The organism is Streptomyces meridianus (assembly GCF_023703325.1).
GTDB lineage: Bacteria > Actinomycetota > Actinomycetes > Streptomycetales > Streptomycetaceae > Streptomyces > Streptomyces meridianus.
Map to the genome: position 1 here is coordinate 288,946 of NZ_JAMQGM010000001.1, position 19,587 is coordinate 308,532.

Sequence of the window (19,587 nt, forward strand, 5' to 3'; positions counted from 1 at the left end):
TCCGGCGGGCGAGGCCCGGATGACGTCTCCGCCCGGAATGATCCACGTGGGCTGATCGGCGCCGGTGGTTCCCGTCCCGTTCACGTGTCGCTCTCCCGGAATGCCCAGCATCACCGGTGAGCGGGGACGAACGCCCCGCGGCCCGCACCGCGTCACTGGGGAGACCGCCCATGTCCCGGACCGGCCACGTCGCCTCCGGACCCGATCGTCGTACTGTCCTCGCCGCCCTCGGGACCGCCGGCGTCTCCGCCGGCATCTCGGCCGCACTCGGCCCCGGCGGCAGGCGGGCCGACGCCGCCCCGGCCCGCCCTCGGCGCATCCTGCGCGTCGCCGACCCCGCACCCTCACCGGCCGGGACGACCCTCGAATCCGTCGCGATCCCGACCGGCAGCGGCAGCTACCGCAGGATCACCGACGGGCCCGGCTGGCCCCGCGTCGTCCGCCAGGAACTCGCCGCCGCGAAAGAAGGACGGGAGGACCGGCGCAGCACGCTCGCCGCGTTCGTGCAGTTCACCGACCTTCATCTGGTCGACGTCCAGCACCCGTTGCGGTACGAGTACGTGCGCCCGCAGACCGGCAGCGCCTGGCGTCCCCAGGAGGCGCTCACCGTCGCCGGCGCCGTCTCCCTCGTGGAGCGCGTCAACCGCCTGTCCGGAGCGCCCGCCACCGGGGAGCCGGTCTCGTTCGTCATGACCACCGGCGACAACACCGACAACAACTCCCGGGCCGAACTCGACTGGTACCTCTCCGTCATGAGCGGTGGCCGCATCACTCCCGACACCGGTGACCCCCGCCGCTACGAAGGCGTCCAGAACGGCGGCTCCGACCTCTACTGGCAGGCCGACTCCGACCAGCGCGACGCGGACAAGCGGCTCGGCTTCCCCCGCATCCACGGTTACCTGGACGCCGCGATCCGTACTGTCGTCAGCCCCGGCCTGAACGTCCCCTGGTACTCGACCGTGGGCAACCACGACAGCCTCCCCGGCGGATGCTGGGCCCCCGGCGACCCCTTCTTCGCCGACTTCGCGGTCGGCGGCCGCAAGCTCGAGGCGCTCCCCGAGGCCGAGGGCGCCGCACTGTGGAGAGCCGTCGAGAAGGGCCTCGACCCGAAGGGGGAGCAGTTCAAGGAGGTGCTGCGCGCCAACGCCCGGAAGATGCGCACCGTCACCCCCGACCCGCGTCGCGCGCCCTTCACCCCGCACGAGTACCTGCGCGCCCACCTCGACCCGCGGTACACGGGCGCCGGCCCCGTCGGCCACGGCTACACCGCCGACCACCTCGAGGACGGCCGGATGTACTACACGTTCCCCGTCGCCGAGGGCGTGATCGGCGTCAGCCTCGACACCACCGACCCCGGCGGCCACTACCAGGGGTCCGTCGGCACCGCTCAGCTGCGCTGGCTCGAACGGGCCCTCGCCCGACACCGGGACGACCGCGTCCTCGTCTTCAGCCACCACACGAGCACGTCCATGAAGAACCCGCGCCCGGACCCGTCGCGCCCCGGCGAGAAACGCCACACCGGGGACGAACTGCTCGCCCTGCTGACGAACCACGGCAACGTCCTGGCCTGGATCAACGGCCACAGCCACCGCAACGAGATCAGAGCGCACGGCGGACTGTGGGAGATCTCCACCGCCTCGCACATCGACTTCCCCCAACTGGCCCGGGTCTTCGAGCTGGTGGACAACGGGGACGGGACCCTGTCCCTGTTCACCACGCTCATCGAGTCCGCCGCCCCGCACCGCACGGATGTCACGGACCTCTCCCAGACCGGCCTGGCCGCGCTCTACCGGGAGCTGTCCCTCAACGACCCCGCGGCCCGCGACGACCTGGCCGGTGGCCCTGCCGACCGCAACACGGAACTGCTGCTGAAACAGCGGTGACATCCGTCTGCGTTCGTCTTCCGCAGGACCACCTGGTGCGCCGGCCGCTCAGCACGGCAGCACGTGGACGTGAGCCGCCGGTTCCCGGTCCGCCGACGCCATCAGCGCCGTACGCACCACCGTCGCGAGCTCGTCCGGGCGGTCGCGCAGCCTCCTGGGCTCGGCCCGGACCACCATGAGGCCGAGCTGCTCCAGCTGCTCGCGCTTTCCCGCGAACTCCCCTGGCCCGCCGGCCTCGTGGCCGCGATGCATGCCGTCGATCTCCAACGCGATCGCGTGGTCCGGCCAGTAGGCGTCCACACAACCGAGTGACGGGCCGTCCGGAAGCCGCAGTTCGACGTTCCACAGCGGCTCCGGCAGGCCGTGCGCACGCACCACGGCGTACAACCGGCCCTCGGCCAGCGCCCGCCCCTCCGCATGCAGTGACTCCACCGCGTCCATCACCGGCGGGCGCGTCAACAGCCGCGCCCGCCCGAGTTCACCGACGATCGCCGTGGCGTCGCAGCGTCCGCTGCGCAGCGCCTCGGTGAGCAGACGCCGGATCGTCACCGGGTCGTCGAGTCCGTCCACGGCATCTGCCAGGGCGCGGGTCACGGGTGCGACGGGAACCCCGGTGACCTCCAGCGGTCGGGGCGGCACCTGACAGCGCACGACGTTGACCGGGCCGACCGAACGCACCCGGCGCGTCCGGGGTACCAGGACGTCGATGCGGTCGATCGCCGTCAGCGGCGGGGCGGAGGCGAAGCCGTGCAGGTTGAGCGCCGCCAGCCCGGTGATCATCGCTTCCGTGGAACTCTCCGGTGAGCCGGGCTGCCGCGGAAAGGAAGAGGCGCCGTGCCGGACCCCCGGTACCGGGGACGGCCGGACGGCGGACGCGTCGACCGGCCGCTCCGCGTACATCAGCGCCGCGTGCAGCCGCTCCTCGCTGGTGGGCGGCCCCGGGTGGAGCAGGAAAACCCCGGGCAGGATCTGCCGCCAGGGGCCGCCCGGCGCACACCGGTCGGCGGCGTCGGCGGGGGAGACCCCGTGGTCACGGAGTTGACGCAGCGTCAGGAGGACGGGTCCGCCATCGGCGAGATGGCTCAGAGGGCGGGGAGAGAGGGGGGTGTTGGGGTACATGAACCCCCGATTCCCTCCCCGGCCCCGCCTCCTAACGCCTGTTACACGCTCGTCGACAAACCAGAACGGTCCTGTCCTCAAGTGGCGCGGGACGACAACCGATCATGAATGCCGCCCACGGACCCTCCGCTGCCCGAGCCGCCCTGGTCAGGCGGCCGCCTCGTCGCACGCCTGGGCCCGCAGGGCACGCGCGAGGTCGTCGTGCGCCTCCAGGACGATGCGGCGGAGCGCAGGAGCCGCATCCCGGTGCGCGTCGAGCCACGCGCCGGCCGTGTCCAGGGTCCGCCGGTCCGCCTGGAAGACCGGGAACAGACCGCGGACCAACGACAGGGCGGTCTCGATCGACCGCTCCCGCCACACCGTCTCCAGCACGGCGAAGTACTTCTCGGTGTAGGGCGCGAGCAACTCCTGCTGCCCCGGCTGCTGGAAGCCGGCGACGGTGGCCTTCACCAGCGCGTTGGAGAGCGTGTCGGACTCGATCACGTTCGCCCACGCCTCGGCCTTGATCTCGGCGGACGGCCGGGCGGCCAGGCAGCGGATCCGGTGCTGCCGGCCTGCTGCCGTGTCGTCGCGGGCCAGTTCTCCCGCGATGTCGGCGGCACCGACGGCGCCGTGCGCGGCGAGCGGCTCCAGGAACGTCCAGCGCAGCTCCTGGTCGACGTCGAGGCCGTCGATCTTCGCGGTGCCGGCCAGCAGCCCTTGGAGCAACTGCAGATGAGGCTCCGCGGTGGCCCTCGCGGCGAAGAACCGGGCCCACGCGAGCTGGTGGCCGCTGCCCGGTTCGGCGAGCCGCAGTTCGCGCAGCGCGCCCTCGGCCAGTTCCTGGCCCGCCTCCTCGCGCCGTTCGGGCGCGGTGTAGTGGAGCAGGGCCGTGCCGGCCCAGGCGTGCAGCATCTGCAGCACCCCGACCCCGCTCTCGCGCCCGGCGAACCGCAGCACGAGTGCGAGGAAGTCCCGGGCGGGCATGAGCCCGTCACGGGTCAGGTTCCACAGCGCCGACCAGCACAGCGCCCGGGCCAGCGGGTCGGTCAGTTCGCCGAGGTGCGCGCGCAGCGTGGCGAGCGACTCCTCGTCGAAGCGGACCTTGCCGTACGTGAGGTCCTCGTCGTTGACCAGGATCAGTTCCGGCCGCTCGGCACCGGCCAGTTCCCCGACCACCGTGCGCGGTCCGTCGACGTCCACCTCGGCGCGGGCGTAGCGCACGAGGGCGCCGCCGGCCTCCTCCCGCCGGTAGAGCCCGACCGCCGCCCGGTGCGGCCGCAGCTGCGGGTACGACGGGTCCGCCTCCTGGACGACGGCCAGCTCGGTGATCCGGCCCGCGGCGCTGTACGTGGCCTGCGGGGTCAGGGAGTTGACACCGGCGGTCTGCAGCCAGGAGCGCGACCACTGGGCCATGTCGCGGCCCGACGTCTCCTCGAGGGCGGCCAGCAGATGCTCGAGCCGGGTGTTGCCGTACGCGTGCCGCTTGAAGTAGCGGCGCGCACCCTCGAGGAACGCGTCCGGTCCGACGTAGGCGACGAGCTGCTTCAGCACGGCCGCGCCCTTGGCGTAGGTGATGCCGTCGAAGTTGAGCTTGGCGTCCTCGAGGTCGTGGATGTCGGCCGTGACCGGGTGCGTGGACGGCAGCTGGTCGGCGCGGTAGGCCCAGGACTTGCGCTGGTTGGCGAAGGTGATCCAGCCGTCCTTGAACCGGGTGGCCTCGACGAGGGCGAACGCGCCCATGAAGTCGGCGAAGGACTCCTTGAGCCACAGGTCGTCCCACCACTCCATGGTGACGAGGTCGCCGAACCACATGTGGGCCATCTCGTGCAGGATCACGTTCGCCCGGTTCTCGTACGACGTCTGCGTGGTCTTCCCGCGGAAGACGTACTTCTCGTGGAAGGTGACGCAGCCGGGGTTCTCCATCGCCCCCAGGTTGTACTCGGGCACGAAGGCCTGGTCGTACTTGCCGAACGGGTAGGGGTAGTCGAAGTTGTCGTGGAAGAAGTCCAGGCCCTGCCGGGTGACGGTGAAGATGTCGTCGGCGTCGAAGTACCGGGCCAGCGACTTGCGGCAGAGCGCCCCGAGCGGGATCTCGAGCGCCGCGCCGTCGGCGCCGGTGCGACTGTAGTGGTCGTGAACGTAGTGGTATGGGCCGGCGAGGACGGTCGTGATGTACGTCGAGATCGGCTGTGTGGGCACGAACCGCCACGTCGACGCCGTGTCGTCGACGGGCTCTGCCTTGCCGTCCCGGTCGCCGTTGCTGAGCACGGTCCAGTCGGAGGGCGCGGTGACCGAGAACGTGAACGGCGCCTTCAGGTCCGGCTGTTCGAAGTTCGCGAACACACGGCGCGCGTCGGCCGGCTCGTACTGGGTGTAGAGGTAGACCTCCCCGTCCTCCGGGTCGGCGAACCGGTGCATGCCCTCGCCGGTGCGGCTGAAGGCACACCGGGCGTCCACCACCAGCTCGTTCTCCGCGGCCAGCGAGTCCAGGGCGATCCGTGATCCGTCGAAGACGGCCGCGGGGTCCAGCGCCCGGCCGTTGAGCGTCACGGACGTCACCGACGGCGCGATCAGGTCGGCGAAGGTCGAGGCGCCGGGCTCGGCGCAGCGGAACCGGATGGTCGCCACCGAGCGGAAGGTGTGCGGGCCCTCATCCGGCGCGGCCGTCGCCGACCGCAGGTCGAGGGAGACCTCGTAGGCGTCCAGGGCAAGCAGCCGGGCCCGTTCCCGGGCCTCCTCACGGGTCAGGTTCTCGCCTGGCACGACCGACTCCTTCGTCTTGTCCGTCTCATGTCTCGAATCCCGATCGCCCGCATCATGTCACGCGTCCCTGCGGGCACCGCCGGGGAATGAGCCGGAGGATCAGGGCGTTGTGCAGGCTGACCGCATCCAGGGAACCTGCGAGGAGATGCCGTGACCGCGCCCGAGAACACCCCCGCCGCCGCGTCCGACGACGAGCCGACGTCCGTCGACTTCTGGTTCGACCCCGTCTGCCCGTGGGCCTGGCTGACCTCGCGCTGGATGCTCGAGGTCGAGAAGGTGCGCCCGGTGCGGGTCCGCTGGCACGTGATGAGCCTGGCGGTGCTCAACGAGCCCAAGATCCACGAACTCCCGGAGGAGTACCGGGAGATGCTGGCGACCACGGCGTGGGGGCCGGTCCGGGTCGCGATCGCGGCGGAGCAGAAGTTCGGCAGCGAGGTGCTCGGCCCGCTCTACACCGCATTCGGGACGCGCTTCCACAACGAGGACAGGCCCCGCGACCGGGAGACCGTGATCCTCGCGCTGCAGGACGCCGGACTGCCGGAGGACCTGGCGGACTTCATGGGCTCGACCGAGTACGACGAGGAGCTGCGCCAGTCGCACCGCGAGGGCATCGAGCTGGTCGGCCAGGAGGTCGGCACCCCCGTCATCGCCACCCCCGGACCGGACGGGGAGCGGGTGGCCTTCTTCGGCCCGGTCGTCACCCCGGCGCCGAAGGGTGAGGCCGCGGCCAGGCTGTGGGACGGAACCCTGCTGGTCGCCGCCACCCCCGGCTTCTACGAGATCAAGCGGACCCGGACCGAGCGCCCGATCTTCGACTGAGGCATGGCCGGAGCGATGCCGGTCATCTCGGCATGACGTGGCCCCGCCCGCAGGCGTCGGTGGGAGAAGTCCGGCTCAGTCGCGCGTGACGCCGGCCCGCTTCTGCCGTATCAGGCCGACGCCGGCGAGCACCGCCGCGAGCCCGCCGGTGAAGTACAGCTGGACCCGGGTGTCGTCCTGGCCCGCCATGAGCACCAGAATCGCGGCCACACCTGCCAGTGCCGCCCAGGTCAGACCCGGGAAAAGCCACATCCGGACGACAAGCTTCTCCGGAGCCTCGCGCTCCAGCCGCCGCCGCATCCGCAGCTGCGCCACCGCGATGAAGCCCCACACGACGAGTACCGCCGCACCGACCATGTTCAGCAGCCACTTGAAGACCGTGTCCGGCCACCAGTAGCTCAGCAGCACCGCGAAGAAGCCGAAGACCGAGGAGGCCAGCACCGCGAGACGGGGCACGCCGCCGCTCACCGCGCCGAGGAACTTCGGTCCCTCGCCCCGGGCGATGAGCGAGTAGGCCATGCGGGAGGAGCCGTAGATGTTGGCGTTCATCGCCGACAGCAGCGCGACCAGCACGATCACGTTCATCAGCTGGCCCGCGGCGGGGATCCCGATGTGGCCGAGAGCGGCGACGTAGGGGCCGTCCTCGACGACCGCCTTGTCGTCCCACGGCACCAGGGTGACGATGACGAGCATGGAGCCGACGTAGAAGACGGCGATCCGCCACATCGCGGTGCGCACGGCCTTCGCCACGCCCTTCACCGGGTGCTCGGACTCTGCCGCGGCGATGGTGACGGTCTCCAGACCGCCGTAGGCGAAGACGGATGCCAACAGGCCGACGACCAGGCCGTTCGTGCCGTTGGGGAGGAACCCGCCCTCGCCCGTGAGGTTGGCGGTGCCCACCGGCTCGGTGCCCGGCAGAACGCCGAAGACCGCGAGGCCGCCCAGTATCAGGAACAGCGCGATGGCGCCGACCTTCAGGGCCGCGAACCAGAACTCGAACTCGCCGAAGTTGCTGACGGCCGCGAGGTTGGTGGCGCAGAACAGGGTCATGAACAGGGCGACCCACATCCAGGACTCGGTACCCGGGAGCCAACCCGTCATGATCTCGGCCGCGCCGATGGCCTCGGCGGCAACGCCGACGCAGAGCAGCACCCAGAACATCCAGCCGGTGGTGAAACCGGCCCAGGGGCCGATCGCCCGCTCGGTGTGCACCGAGAACGATCCGGAGGCCGGATGCGCGGCGGACAGTTCGCCCAGCATCCGCATGACGAGCATGACCAGCAGCCCGGACGCGGCGTACGCCAGGACGATCGACGGACCGGCCGCCGCGATGCCGGCGCCCGAGCCGACGAACAGTCCGGCGCCGATCACGCCGCCGAGCGCGATCATCGAGAGATGGCGCTGCTTCAGGCCGTGGGACAGCGGGGAGCCGGCGTCCTCGACGGACGGGTCGACGGCTGTGGGCACCGATGACTCGGATGTCCTGTTGATGGGCATTTCTGTCCAATGGATGAGAACGGGCACAAAGAAGCCTCAGTGTGAGGCCCGGTTCCGCCCAGAACAATGACGAGCCCCACACGCTCGCGATGCGGACACTGCGGTGACCGTGCGTGCCCGACGTCTCGTCAGGAACGCTCGGCGGGGGGTGCTGGTGTTCGCCCGGTCCCAAGCACGGCATCGGCAGCAGCGGCCGGTGCTGCCGATGCCGGACCTCCCGCTTGCGACCGGAAGTGCCTGCTCGGGAGCGTGCTGCTTCCGGTTCGACGGGGCCGGGGGCGGTGCATCACCCACCTGTGCGGGCGAGTTCGCCACTCGACCGCGCCCGGCGGGGAGGCCGGAGGGGCGGGGCCGTGCCGGTAAGGGTTCCGGCGCGGCGGCGGAGCGTTTCCGGTGCGTGAGAATCCTCACGCCCGGTGGGCGTGTGCCGTCGGCGGCCGTGCCGCCCGGGGGCTTGTCCGGATGCCTCCCGAGCCGCAGGACCGGCTGTTCACCGCGAAGGTGAACGACCGTTCACAGGTGGGTTACGGTCGCTGGGTACGTACCCGTCCAACTCCCCATCAGGAGCCCCCGATGAGCACTGCCCATGCCGCCGTCCGCCCCGGCGCGGTCCTCGCCGACGTGCTGACCGCCGACGGCGCCTCCGGTGCCCGTGCGCGAGACGCGCTCCTCGTGGTCGGCGGTGCCGCCCTGACCGGCCTCGCCGCCCAGGTCAGCGTGCCGGTCCCGGGTTCGCCGGTGCCGGTCACCGGTCAGACGTTCGCGGCGCTGCTCGTCGGAGCCGCCCTCGGATCCCGTCGCGGCCCGGCCGCGCTCCTGCTCTACGCGCTGGCCGGGATGGCCGGGATGCCGTGGTTCGCCGGGGGGTCCTCGGGAGTCGCCGCGCCCTCGCTCGGCTACGTGCTCGGCATGGTTCTCGCCGCCGGAGCGGTCGGTGCGCTGGCGCGTCGCGGGGGCGACCGCGGGGTGCTGCGGACGGCGGGGACGATGGCCGTCGGCTCGGCCGTGATCTACGCGGTCGGTGTGCCGTGTCTCGCGCTCGCGGCCCACATGTCCCTCGGCCGGGCGGTGGCGGCCGGGCTGCTGCCGTTCCTGGTCGGCGACGCGCTCAAGGCCGCCCTGGCGATGGGGCTGCTGCCGGCTGCGTGGAGGCTGGCCGGCCGTCGCGGCTGACTGCGGCACGGAAAACCGAGCCGGGGCCCGGGCCCGCCGCGAAGCTGCGGCGGACCCGGACCCCGGCCGTGGTCGGAACCGTGCGGCTACCGGGCCGCCCGAGCGCGGTGCCTGCGGCCGACGACCAGGCCGATCCCCAGCACCAGGGCGCCGACGAGCACGGACATCAGCATCTGCGGACGGCCCTCCTTGTCGTACGTCATGTAGCCCACGACGAAGAGGATCATCGCGATCGTCGCGTACGTCAGGTAGGGGAAGAGCCACATCCGCACCGTGTGCCGCTCCGGCATCTCGCGCTCGATGATCCGGCGCATCCGCAGCTGCGAGAAGCAGATGACGAGCCAGACGAAGAGCGCGACGGCGCCGGAGGAGTTCAGCAGGAACTGGAAGACCGTGTCCGGCGAGGTGTAGTTGAAGATCACCGCGACGAAGCCGAAGGCCACCGAGGCCCAGATCGCCGTCGCGGGCACCCCGCGCTTGTTCACCTGGGCGAAGGACTTCGGGGCGTCCCCGCGGCCGCCGAGGGAGAAGGCCATGCGGGAGGCCGTGTACAGCCCGGAGTTGAGGCAGGACAGGACCGCGGTCACGATGATCGCGTCCATCACGGTGCCCGCGTGCGGGATGCCGATGGCGTCCAGGGCCGCGACGTAACTGCCCTTCTCCGTGATGGACTTGTCGTTCCAGGGGAGCAGCGTGACGACGAGGGCGATCGAGCCGAGGTAGAACAGGGAGATCCGCCAGATCACGCTGTTGGTCGCCCTGCGGACCATCTTCGAGGGGTTCTCGGACTCACCCGCGGCGAGGGTCACGATCTCGCTGCCCATGAAGGAGAAGACGACGAGCAGCATGCCGGAGAGGATGGCTCCGGGCCCGTTCGGCAGGAACCCGCCTGCACCCGTGAGGTTCTTCGCGCCGACCGCGTCGGTGCCCGGCAGTACGCCGAAGACGGCGAGGCCGGCGATGACGATGAACGCGGCGATCGCGACGACCTTGATGCCGGCGAACCAGAACTCGAACTCGCCGTAGGAGCCGACCGACGCGAGGTTGGTCAGGGTGAGGATCACCATGACGATGAGTGCCCAGGACCACTGGGGCACGGCCGGTATCCACCCGGTGAGGATGGTGGCGGCGGCCGTCGCCTCGACGGCGAGTACCACGACCCAGAAGAACCAGTACAGCCATCCGATGGTGAAGCCCGCCCAGCGGCCGAGGGCGCGGTCCGCGTAGGCGGAGAAGGAGCCGGATGTCGGCTTGGCCGCGGACATCTCGCCGAGCATCCGCATGACGAGGACGACGAGCAGACCCGCCAGGGCGTACGAGACGAGGATGCCGGGTCCTGCGGCCGCGATGCCGGCGCTGGAGCCGACGAAGAGGCCGGCCCCGATGACGCCGCCAATGGCGATCATGGAGAGGTGGCGGTCCTTGAGACCGGCTTTGAGTCCATCGGGTGAATCATGATGCCCGGGGGTGACGGGCGACGTGTCCACCGAGGTGGTCGTCGGTTGCGCGCTCATGCACGGTCCTTACGGTTCTCGGATTTCGAGCCTTCGCATTGAAACTCAGGTGAAACGGTTACGGAACCCCTTATTCCGGATAGTTGCGTACGTCTCATGCAGGGAAAGCGCAGGGACCACCCGCACCGCTTTCCCCGCCGCGGCCGTGCCACACTTCGGGGCATGCGCGTGTACCTCGGCTCCGATCATGCCGGTTTCGAACTCAAGAACCACCTCGTCGAATGGCTCGAGGCCAACGGCCACGAGCCCGTCGACTGCGGCCCGCACATCTACGACGCGGTCGACGACTACCCGCCGTTCTGCCTCCGCGCCGCGGAGCGCACGGCCGCAGACCCGGACGGCCTCGGCATCGTCATCGGCGGCTCCGGCAACGGCGAGCAGATCGCCGCCAACAAGGTCAAGGGCGTCCGCGCGATCCTCGCCTGGAGCGAGCAGACCGCCGCCCTCGGACGTGAGCACAACAACGCCAACGTGATCAGCATCGGCGGCCGCATGCACACCGCGGACGAGGCCACGGCGTTCGTCCGGACCTTCCTCGACACCCCGTACTCGGGCGAGGAGCGCCACACCCGCCGCATCGACATGCTGACCACCTACGAGAACAACGGTGAGCTGCCGCCCGTTCCGGCCCACCACCCGCAGCAGCCCTGACGGCGCGGCGGCGGGTTCCGGCCCACCGCCGCGGCCGGCACAGTCAGCCCGTACGCGCCGACCGGAGAGACCCGTGCCCGAGGGCCACACGATCCACCGCCTCGCCCAGGACTGCCTGCACCGCTTCGGCGGGAGCACGGTGCGTGCGGCCAGCCCGCAGGGCAGGTTCACGGAGTCCGCGGCGCTGCTCGACGGCCGGGTCATGAGCGCCGCCGACGCCCACGGCAAGCACCTCTTCCTCGGCTTCGACGGCGCCGGCTGGGTCCACGTCCACCTGGGGCTCTACGGCACCTTCCGGTTCGGCACCGGCCCTGCGCCCGAGCCCGTCGGCGCGGTCCGGCTGCGCCTGACCGGCGGAACCGACGGGCTGCACCACGCCGATCTGCGCGGCCCCACCGCCTGCGAACTCGTCACACCGGGGGAGAAGCAGGCGATACACGACCGGCTCGGCCCCGACCCGCTGCGCTCCGACGCCGACCCCGGCCGGGCGTGGGCGCGCATCTCCCGCAGCAGGACCGCGATCGCCACCCTGCTCATGGACCAGAAGGTCGTCGCCGGGGTCGGCAACGTCTACCGCGCCGAGGTCCTCTTCCGGCACGGCATGGACCCCTACCGCCCGGGCCGGGACCTCACGCGCACCGCATGGGACGCCCTCTGGGCGGATCTCACCGAACTGATGCACGAGGGCGTCCGCAACAACCGGATCGACACGGTCCGTCCCGAGCACACCCCCGGGGCCATGGGAAGAGAGCCGCGGGTCGACGACCACGGCGGCGAGGTGTACGTCTACCGCCGCGCCCGTCAGGCGTGTCACCTCTGCGGCGGCGAGATCCGCACCGCCGCGCTCGCTGCCCGCAACCTCTTCTGGTGCCCCGGCTGTCAGCCGGGGCACGGCGGTTGACCGGGGCGACGGCTCAGAACCCGTGCGGCAGCCAGGGCGCGACATCGCTGTGGAACGCCGCCGACGCCGCCGCCAGGGCACCCGGCCTCAGCTCCCGCACCCGTCCGGTGCCCGCAAGCGCGGCCAGGGACGTCCCGCCGAGATAGGCCGACGCGAGATCGTTCACGGACAGGGCGAGTTCCGCCGGTGCGGTCGTCCGCTCGCACGACGCGCCCTTGCTGTCGGCGGCCAGCCGCCAACTGCCCTCGTTCCAGGGGCAGAACGGATCGGTGACGTCAAGGACGGTGTCCAGCTCCCGTGCGTAGCTGCGCAGTTCCAGCGCCCTGCCCACGTCGACCAGTCGCAGGTGCACCCCGTCGCGAACCCGTAGTCCGCACCGCCGGACGTCCGAGACCAGATGCCGCCACGGCGCGTCCGCCGGACTGCTGCGCACCTCGATGCGGGAGGTCAGGTCGATGTCGAGGAGGAACTGCCACAGGGCGGCGTACACCGCCGGATCCGGCGCGTACAGGTCGCGCAGCAGCACCGCGCCGTTCGCGCCGCTCGCGTCCCAGTCCGGCCGGACCGCGTAGCGGGCGAAGCCCGTCACCCGGCCCCCGGACTCCGCCACCACGCACTGCAGGGGCGACGCGCCCGCGCGGTCCTGTTCGGGGTCCAGCAGGGGGACCTGGTCCCAGCCCGGCATCCGGGCCAGCATTCCCGGCCGGGTGGGCACGGCGGCCGCGTACACGGCCTCGCACTCCTCCCGCACGGAATCCGGTTCCGTCAGGCGCAGCCGCACCCGCCCGGTCCCCTCCGGGACGTCGAGCCGCACCCGGGCGGTGTCGATCTCCGCGCTCAACTGCTCACTGGCGACGCCATATCCGAAACGTCCGTAGATGACCGGTTCGGATGCCGTCAGGGCCGCCAGCGGTTCACCCCGTTCCCGCAGGTTGTCCAACTGCCGCCGCATCATCGACCGCAGAATCCCGCGCCGCCGGTGCGTCGGCAGCACGCCGACCATCGTGACCCCCGCAGTGGGCACCGACGCGCCGCCCGGCACCGTCATACGGAAGCTGAACGCCCCGGACGCCCCCACGCACGTGTCACCGTCCCAGACCCCCACCGACCGCTCGAACTCGGTCAGTTCCCGGTACCGGGCCCGCCACTGAGGTGACTCGGCGACACCCCCGAACGCCACCTCCAGCATCCGGAACCACCGGTCCCACTCGTCGGGCCGCAGGCTGCGCAACTCCGTCGTCATGGCCTCCAGCCTGCCGACTCCGGTCCGAGCAGGCGAGCGCATTTCGCACACGAGGGCGCGTGACCCGGGCCCGCCGTGCCGCCCTCGGCGCCGGGCGGAACGTTTTCCGAGGGCAGCTGGGGGATCCCCCCTGCGCAGCGCAGCCCGGGATGGATAGGGTCCCGGTGCAATGGCACGTACGGCAAGAGCAGAGACATTCACGGCACGGATGCGCATCACGATGCACCGGGCCCGCACCGGCCTGCGCAAGGCCGGGGTCGACTACTTCCGCGGCGACGGATCCGACTGGATCGCCCTCGTCGCCCTGCTCCTGAGCGTCCCGGCGATAGCCGCCGCCACCGTGGCCGTACCGCTGTGGTGCCCGCCCGCGGCACTCGTCCTCCCGATCGTCGCCGGCGGCCTGCTGCTGCGGCCCGCAAGCCTGCTCCTGCTCTACGGCGCCTCCGCTGCGGCGCTGATCGTCGAGACCCTGATGCTCGGGCCGTACGCCGAGGGCGCCTGGTACCGCGTGACGCCCGGGACCGTCCTCGTCGTGGGCGCCGTCGGCTTCTCCGGCCTGGTGGTGGCCCAGTTCCGCAGCCGTGTCGGTGTGCCCTGGCGGCGTGGCGGCACCATGCTGTTCGACCTGCGCGAGCGCATCCGGGTGCAGAGCAAGCTGCCGGGGCTCCCCCAGGGCTGGCACAGTGAGATGGCCTTGCGTCCCGCGGGCGGCCAGTCGTTCTCGGGGGACTTCGTCGTCGCGGCCCGCACCAACGGGGGCCGCACCCTCGAGGTCGTGCTGACCGACGTCTCCGGGAAGGGCATGGACGCGGCCTCCCGCTCCCTGCTGTTGTCCGGCGCGTTCGGCGGCCTGCTCGGGTCACTGCCACCGAACGACTTCCTCCCGGCCGCCAATGGCTATCTGCTGCGCCAGGACTGGCACGAGGGCTTCGCGACCTCCATCCACCTCGTCCTGGACCTGGACAGCGGCGACTACGAACTGCTCTCGGCCGGGCACCCTCCGGGCCTCCAGCTCTGCGCGGGCACCGGCCGCTGGGAGGAGAAGACGGGCGAGGGGCCGCTGCTCGGGGTCTACGGCGGTGCGCAGTTCGACTCGGTGAAGGGCACGCTGCGGCCGGGGGACGTGCTGATGCTGTTCACCGACGGGCTGGTGGAATCCGCGGAGCGCGAGCTGACCGAGGGCCTGGACCGGCTCACCGGTGAGGCCGACAAATACGTGGTCAGCGGCTTCCACGGGGCCGCCTGGCACCTGATCGAGTCGGTGGCCAAGGACGTCAACGACGACCGGGCTCTTCTGCTCATCTGCCGGGACTGACCGGCGGTGGTAAATTCGCCCGGTGGCCAGCATGGGGGCGGAACGAACGGCTCGGCAGCAGCAGTTGAGCGCCGACGCGGACAAGCACGACGGCGCTGACCCGGGGGCCGGTCCGGCCGCCTGGCGATGGAGCCCCCGTACTGCCCGGATCACCGGTTCCGCGGCCACCGTCCTGCTCACCGCCGTCACGGCCCTGCTCGCCCGTGACGCGTTCGCCCCGGGCGCCGTCGCCTGGTGGCTGCTGGGATGCGCCGCCCTCACGGCGGCGGCATCCGCACTGCTGTTCCGCCGCCCCGAGACCGTCCGCGGTGCTCCGGCGACCCTGGCCGCAGCCTCGGGCGTACTGGCGGTCCTCGCGGTGTGGACGGCGGCCGACGCGCACCAGTGGTCCGCACCGAGCCGGGTGGCCGGGCTCGCGGTCGCGGGTTCTGCGGCACTCGTCCTGCTCGGCCTGTTCTCGCCCGTCGGGCGTTCCGGCCCGGTGGGGGCGATGGCGCTGGCGGGGCTCGCCGCACTGTGGTGGGCCACTCTGCTGCTGACGGACGCCCCCGCGCACGCGGGGGCCGCCCAGGGGGTGATCGCCTTGGTCGTGCTCGGCGTGCTGCCGCGGGCCGCGCTGACCGGTGCCGGGCTGGCCGCCTGGGGCAACCGCCCGGCCGGGGCGTCGGTGAGCCGGCTCGGTGCCGGCGCCGCGCTGGCCGTCACGCACCGCGGGCTGGTCGGTGCGGCGCTCGTCGCAGCCGCCTCGGCAACCGCCGCCGGCTGGCTGGTGGGAGGGCTGCCGAGTCCCTGGGCGGTGCTGTTCACGACGGTTCTCGCAGTGGTGATGTGGGCACGGTCCCGGGCCTATCCGTTGGTCATCGAGGTGGTGCTGTTGCGGGCCGGGGCCGTGGTACTCCTGGTCAGGCTCGTCGCTGTGTGGATGCAAACGAACGCGCAGGCCTCGATCGCGGCGGTCGGACTGCTGGGGGCGGCGGCCGTACTGTCGCTCGCGGCGACGGCCGTGACCCTGCCGGACCGCCTGCGTACCCGTCTGTCCCGGGGCATGGACCTCGCCGAGCCGGCGGGCTTCGTCGTCCTGCTCCCGCTTGCCGTCGGCGTGTTCGGCACCGGCACCCATCTGCCCGGCGCATTCTGAGCCGTGAGCGACAACAGCCCGAGGGGGAGCGGTATGGCGGAATCGGAGCGGCACGGGGACGTCGTCCGGGCAGGCAGCGGACAGTGGACGCCGGTGCCCGGCGTGCCACCGCTGCCCGAGGAGTCCCCCTGGGACCGGCCGCTCAAGGCCGCGCTGTCCCGGTCCTCCCCGGCTCCTGCCAAGCCCCCGACGTCGTCCGAGACCCCGGTGACGGCTCCCGTGCCGATGCCACAGGATCCCGCCCCGGCCGCCCCGGCTCCCGCCCGGGGCGCGGAACCGGCCGGACCGGCGGCGGCCCCGGCCTCGGTCCCGTCGGCGGCCGGACCGGCCGGACCGGCTCCGGCTCCCGCGCAAGCCGCTCCGGCGCCGGTGCAGCCGCCGTCCCCGCCGGTGAGCCCCGGACCGTCACCGGCCCGGCCATCCGCCGCGCAGGCCGGTCCCGCTTCCGGGGCGCCCCCGTCCCTTCCCCCGCAGACCCGGCCGGCGACCCGCGTGCCCACGGCGACACCCGTCTCCGTCACCACCGTGGCGCCCGAACTTGCCCAGGCCCAAGGGAAGTTGCTCAACGGTGACTCCGCGGCCCGGCGCACCGGACGATCGCTGCGCAAGCTCGTCGGATCCTCCGCGGCCCGCGAGGTCGAGATCGCCACCCGGGTGGCCCGGGACATCCAGCAACCCGTGGGCGACGGCCGCCAGATCGTGGTGACCAGCATCCGGGGCGGCGCCGGGAAGACGACCGTCTCCGCGCTGCTGGGCCGCACGCTGGAGCACTACCGGCACGACCCGGTCCTCACCCTGGAGGCCGATCCGGCGCTCGGCACTCTGCCGGTACGGCTCGGAGCCCCGGTGGTCCGGTGGACCTGCGGTGACCTCGCCAGGATCGTGGACCCGTCGATGCAGCTCACCGATGTCACGGGGTATCTCGTCCAGCTGCCCGACGGCGGCTGGTTGCTGCCCGGCAGCCAGGGGCGGGTCGGGGCCCGGCTCGATCCGGCGGACTACGGGTCGGTGGTCGTGGCCCTGCGCCGTTTCTTCGCGATGACCGTGGTGGACTGCGAGACGCTGCCGAGCGAGCTCGCCCGGACCGCGCTGGCTGCCGCCCACGCCCGGGTGCTGGTCGCCCCGGCCACGCTGGAGGGCGTAACGAGCACCCGGTCGGTGCTCGACTGGATGGGCGGTCTGCCCCGCCCGCTGATGCTTCCCGGAACCGTCGTCGTACTCGCCTCGCACTCCCCGCACATGACGATCGACCTCGATGCCGCGGCGGCCCATCTCCGGCTCGACGGCGTCCGGGTGCTGCCGCTGCCCTACGACCGGCATCTGGCCGCAGGCGGTGCGATCCGCATGGCGCTGCTCGGCAGCGCGACGCAGGAGGCCCTGGGGGAACTGGCCGCAGAACTCGTCAACCGCGCTGTGCACGGGCCGCGTTGAGCCGGAGCTCCGACCGCGGCGGTTTCCTCCGACAGAAACGGTCCGGGTGACGACGAACACTTCCGTCACCCGGACCGGTTGCACGCGCTGCCCGGGGCCCAAGGTCCTGGGCAGGACCTAGTGGGCCCGAGCGGTTTCCTTGCGGGGAGGGGTCCCGGCGCGATCGCGGGCCTGGGCGGCCGCGTCCCGCTTGAACGCCCAGTTCATCTTCGGCTCCATCACGAAGCGGAACATCCGCTGCACCGGCGGGGTGCACAGGACGGTGACCACGACGGCAGCGACGACCGTCACGGCGATGGCGCCCAGTGGGGTGTGCGGCCAGTCATGGTCGAACCAGCCCCAGAAGCGGGAGCCCTTGGCCAGGAAGCCGTGCAGCAGGTAGCCGTACAGCGTTCCGGCGCCCAGCGCGGTGAACCACATGGTGCGCTTGGGGACCCAGGCGAAGAAGCAGGCCGTCAGCACGAGCGAGCAGCCGAAGAGAGCGAGCGTCATCACGATGCCGCTCCACCACGGCGCAGCCAGTTCCTGGACGCTGTCGCGGTGGTAGAACCACGCGGACGACATCCGCGGGGCCGCCCAGTAGGCGAACACGGTGGCCACCGCGAACACCGGAACGGCCGCGATCTTGACCCAGCGCTGCCGCACCCACTCGAAGTGCTCCGGCTTCATGACCAGACCCACGACGAAGAACGGCAGGAACTGCAGCACCCGCTGGAGGTCGAGGTCGTCGCCGATGTCGGGCGAGATCGAGGCCAGTACCGCGATGCCCAGGGCGAGCGGCACCGGCCAGCGCACGATCTTGAACAGCGGGGTGGCCAGCCGCCACACGAAGAGCGCGACCAGGAACCACGTGAGGTACCACGGGTCGAGCAGGCTGATCGGGTGCGTGGGGTCGTCGTCCGCGTACTGCTTGAAGAAGCTGTACACGATCTCGAAGATCACGTACGGCACGAGGACGCCTGTGACCAGCCGCTTGAGCCGGTCGGTCCGCATGTCGAAGCTACGGGAGAAGTAGCCGGAGATGATGATGAACGCCGGCATGTGGAACGTGTAGACGACCATGTACAGGGCTTCCGCTGCCCGGCTGCTGTCGGTCAGCGGCTCCCAGGCGTGGCCGCAGGCCACGAACACGATCGCCAGGTATTTCGCGTTGTCGAAGAACGCGTTGCGCTGCTTGGGCTTGTCCCTGCCGGCCGTGCCGCTGGAGGACTTGGGACTCTCGTCCGCCTCGTCGGGCCGGTAGGCACGATCCGCAGGGTTCTCGTCCCGGGCCGGGGGGAGCGGAACCCTCTGATAACCATGGGGGCGCAGGCTGTTCGTCACAGACCATCCCACCAAAGACTGGGGGAGACGATCTCGGACCTCACTGCGCGTTCGGGGGTCGGGGCAGCGTGGAACATCTGAGGCACCATAGCGTTGGAAGGTCGTCGCCGTAAAACCTTCACCTCTCCTCTCGTGAAGGGTTCTGCTACCCCCATCCCGCGCATTCATGGGGCTCTTCGAATTGTTGGGTGCGATGACAGCACCTGGAGGCTTTGTCCGGCTTCACCATGTTCGATGTAGTCATATCAGCCCACATCAGCCGAACGTGACGTCCGATGTGGGTGATTTTGTCGACATGTTGATGCACTCGGAATGCCATTCGCATTCCTGGTGTCCGTCGTCACATGTGGCTGGCATTGCGTGCCCGTGCATGAGGATCGTCGCGGACCCGTGCATGAGGAAACGAACGCGTCTCGAGGGTCTCCGTGATGGGGGAATTCATTCACCCACACGTCGCGGTGCCCGCCCCCGCCTCGCAGTGGCAGGCGGCGGCCTCCGGGCGGCCCGTCGACCGTTGACCAACGATTCGTCACCCCGCGCATACCCGGGGCCTGTTGGTGGCACCATGGATCTGGCGGGGGTGTGCGGCGCTGCACGCCCTCAGGCCGGCAAAGCGTTCCGACCGAGGGTGTGATGAGTTGTGGCCATTTCGCTGTCAGTAGTCGTCCTGTTGGCGATCGTCCTGATCGTGATGATTCGGGGTGGTTCGCTCAAAGCGGGTCCCGCGATCATCGCAGCGCTGTTCGGCTTCTTCCTCGCCTCGACCAACATGGCACCGTCGATCAACCGGTTCCTCAACTCGATAACGGACACGATCAGCCAGATCACCTTCTGA

General features: G+C 71.4%; 15 protein-coding genes. 9 read left to right on the plus strand and 6 right to left on the minus strand.

Annotated features, from left to right (window positions below; genetic code table 11):
- Positions 1-170 precede the first annotated feature (170 nt).
- On the plus strand, positions 171-1,883 hold the full coding sequence (locus M1E25_RS01230) for a TIGR03767 family metallophosphoesterase (protein WP_251407985.1): 1,713 nt from the start codon (positions 171-173) through the stop codon (positions 1,881-1,883).
- A gap of 48 nt (positions 1,884-1,931) precedes the next feature.
- Here M1E25_RS01230 and M1E25_RS01235 read toward each other — a convergent pair whose 3' ends face one another.
- Both M1E25_RS01235 and pepN read right to left on the minus strand, forming a co-directional pair.
- Positions 1,932-3,002, minus strand: coding sequence for a hypothetical protein (locus M1E25_RS01235; RefSeq protein ID WP_251407989.1), 1,071 nt, complete (start codon positions 3,000-3,002; stop codon positions 1,932-1,934).
- 147 nt (positions 3,003-3,149) lie between these two features.
- Complete coding sequence (gene pepN / locus M1E25_RS01240) at positions 3,150-5,747, minus strand: aminopeptidase N (protein WP_251407992.1); 2,598 nt, start codon at positions 5,745-5,747, stop codon at positions 3,150-3,152.
- Positions 5,748-5,897: 150 nt separating this feature from the next.
- On the opposite strand from pepN, the gene M1E25_RS01245 reads away from it, so the two are divergent.
- Positions 5,898-6,566 (plus strand): mycothiol-dependent nitroreductase Rv2466c family protein, encoded by a 669-nt coding sequence (locus M1E25_RS01245; RefSeq protein WP_251407995.1) that lies wholly within the window; start codon positions 5,898-5,900, stop codon positions 6,564-6,566.
- Between the two features lie 75 nt (positions 6,567-6,641).
- Here M1E25_RS01245 and M1E25_RS01250 read toward each other — a convergent pair whose 3' ends face one another.
- Positions 6,642-8,063, minus strand: a complete 1,422-nt coding sequence (locus M1E25_RS01250) for an amino acid permease (RefSeq protein WP_372500492.1) — start codon at positions 8,061-8,063, stop codon at positions 6,642-6,644.
- A gap of 573 nt (positions 8,064-8,636) precedes the next feature.
- Between M1E25_RS01250 and M1E25_RS01255 the strand changes: the two genes are divergently transcribed.
- Positions 8,637-9,236 carry a biotin transporter BioY gene (locus tag M1E25_RS01255; protein WP_251407998.1) on the plus strand — a complete coding sequence of 200 codons (600 nt, stop codon included), beginning with the start codon at positions 8,637-8,639 and terminating at the stop codon, positions 9,234-9,236.
- An 86-nt stretch (positions 9,237-9,322) separates the two neighbouring features.
- Here M1E25_RS01255 and M1E25_RS01260 read toward each other — a convergent pair whose 3' ends face one another.
- A complete protein-coding gene (locus tag M1E25_RS01260; RefSeq protein ID WP_251408001.1) occupies positions 9,323-10,750 on the minus strand; it encodes an amino acid permease in 1,428 nt (475 codons plus the stop codon).
- A 162-nt stretch (positions 10,751-10,912) separates the two neighbouring features.
- On the opposite strand from M1E25_RS01260, the gene M1E25_RS01265 reads away from it, so the two are divergent.
- Positions 10,913-11,401 carry a ribose-5-phosphate isomerase gene (locus M1E25_RS01265; protein WP_251408003.1) on the plus strand — a complete coding sequence of 163 codons (489 nt, stop codon included), beginning with the start codon at positions 10,913-10,915 and terminating at the stop codon, positions 11,399-11,401.
- 73 nt (positions 11,402-11,474) lie between these two features.
- Positions 11,475-12,302: an Fpg/Nei family DNA glycosylase gene (locus tag M1E25_RS01270; RefSeq protein ID WP_251408006.1), complete on the plus strand. Its 828-nt coding sequence runs from the start codon at positions 11,475-11,477 to the stop codon at positions 12,300-12,302.
- A 13-nt stretch (positions 12,303-12,315) separates the two neighbouring features.
- On the opposite strand, the gene M1E25_RS01275 is transcribed toward M1E25_RS01270, so the two are convergent.
- Entirely contained in the window at positions 12,316-13,545 is a 1,230-nt protein-coding gene (locus M1E25_RS01275; protein WP_251408009.1) for a GNAT family N-acetyltransferase, read from the minus strand.
- Between the two features lie 208 nt (positions 13,546-13,753).
- Here M1E25_RS01275 and M1E25_RS01280 point away from each other — a divergent pair, with 208 nt between their 5' ends.
- The 3 genes from M1E25_RS01280 (at position 13,754) to M1E25_RS01290 (ending at position 17,429) form a co-directional block, all read left to right on the plus strand.
- Entirely contained in the window at positions 13,754-14,860 is a 1,107-nt protein-coding gene (locus M1E25_RS01280; protein ID WP_372500493.1) for a PP2C family protein-serine/threonine phosphatase, read from the plus strand.
- 31 nt (positions 14,861-14,891) lie between these two features.
- A complete protein-coding gene (locus M1E25_RS01285) occupies positions 14,892-15,998 on the plus strand; it encodes a type VII secretion integral membrane protein EccD (RefSeq protein ID WP_443735582.1) in 1,107 nt (368 codons plus the stop codon).
- Between the two features lie 492 nt (positions 15,999-16,490).
- Entirely contained in the window at positions 16,491-17,429 is a 939-nt protein-coding gene (locus M1E25_RS01290; RefSeq protein WP_251408017.1) for a CpaE/TadZ family protein, read from the plus strand.
- Between the two features lie 117 nt (positions 17,430-17,546).
- Here the strand turns inward: M1E25_RS01290 and M1E25_RS01295 are convergent, their stop codons facing one another.
- Positions 17,547-18,752: an acyltransferase family protein gene (locus M1E25_RS01295; RefSeq protein ID WP_251408020.1), complete on the minus strand. Its 1,206-nt coding sequence runs from the start codon at positions 18,750-18,752 to the stop codon at positions 17,547-17,549.
- A gap of 640 nt (positions 18,753-19,392) precedes the next feature.
- Between M1E25_RS01295 and M1E25_RS01300 the strand changes: the two genes are divergently transcribed.
- A complete protein-coding gene (locus M1E25_RS01300; RefSeq protein WP_251408022.1) occupies positions 19,393-19,587 on the plus strand; it encodes a hypothetical protein in 195 nt (64 codons plus the stop codon).

Excerpts from the sequence above, each read along its gene's own strand:
- M1E25_RS01275 (WP_251408009.1), bottom strand. The coding sequence starts at position 13,545 with ATGACGACGGAGTTGCGCAGCCTGCGGCCCGACGAGTGGGACCGGTGG.
- M1E25_RS01230 (WP_251407985.1), top strand. The coding sequence starts at position 171 with ATGTCCCGGACCGGCCACGTCGCCTCCGGACCCGATCGTCGTACTGTC.
- M1E25_RS01265 (WP_251408003.1), top strand. The coding sequence starts at position 10,913 with ATGCGCGTGTACCTCGGCTCCGATCATGCCGGTTTCGAACTCAAGAAC.
- M1E25_RS01255 (WP_251407998.1), top strand. The coding sequence starts at position 8,637 with ATGAGCACTGCCCATGCCGCCGTCCGCCCCGGCGCGGTCCTCGCCGAC.
- M1E25_RS01280 (WP_372500493.1), top strand. The coding sequence starts at position 13,754 with ATGCGCATCACGATGCACCGGGCCCGCACCGGCCTGCGCAAGGCCGGG.
- M1E25_RS01285 (WP_443735582.1), top strand. The coding sequence starts at position 14,892 with ATGGGGGCGGAACGAACGGCTCGGCAGCAGCAGTTGAGCGCCGACGCG.
- M1E25_RS01260 (WP_251408001.1), bottom strand. The coding sequence starts at position 10,750 with ATGAGCGCGCAACCGACGACCACCTCGGTGGACACGTCGCCCGTCACC.
- M1E25_RS01235 (WP_251407989.1), bottom strand. The coding sequence starts at position 3,002 with ATGTACCCCAACACCCCCCTCTCTCCCCGCCCTCTGAGCCATCTCGCC.
- M1E25_RS01250 (WP_372500492.1), bottom strand. The coding sequence starts at position 8,063 with ATGCCCATCAACAGGACATCCGAGTCATCGGTGCCCACAGCCGTCGAC.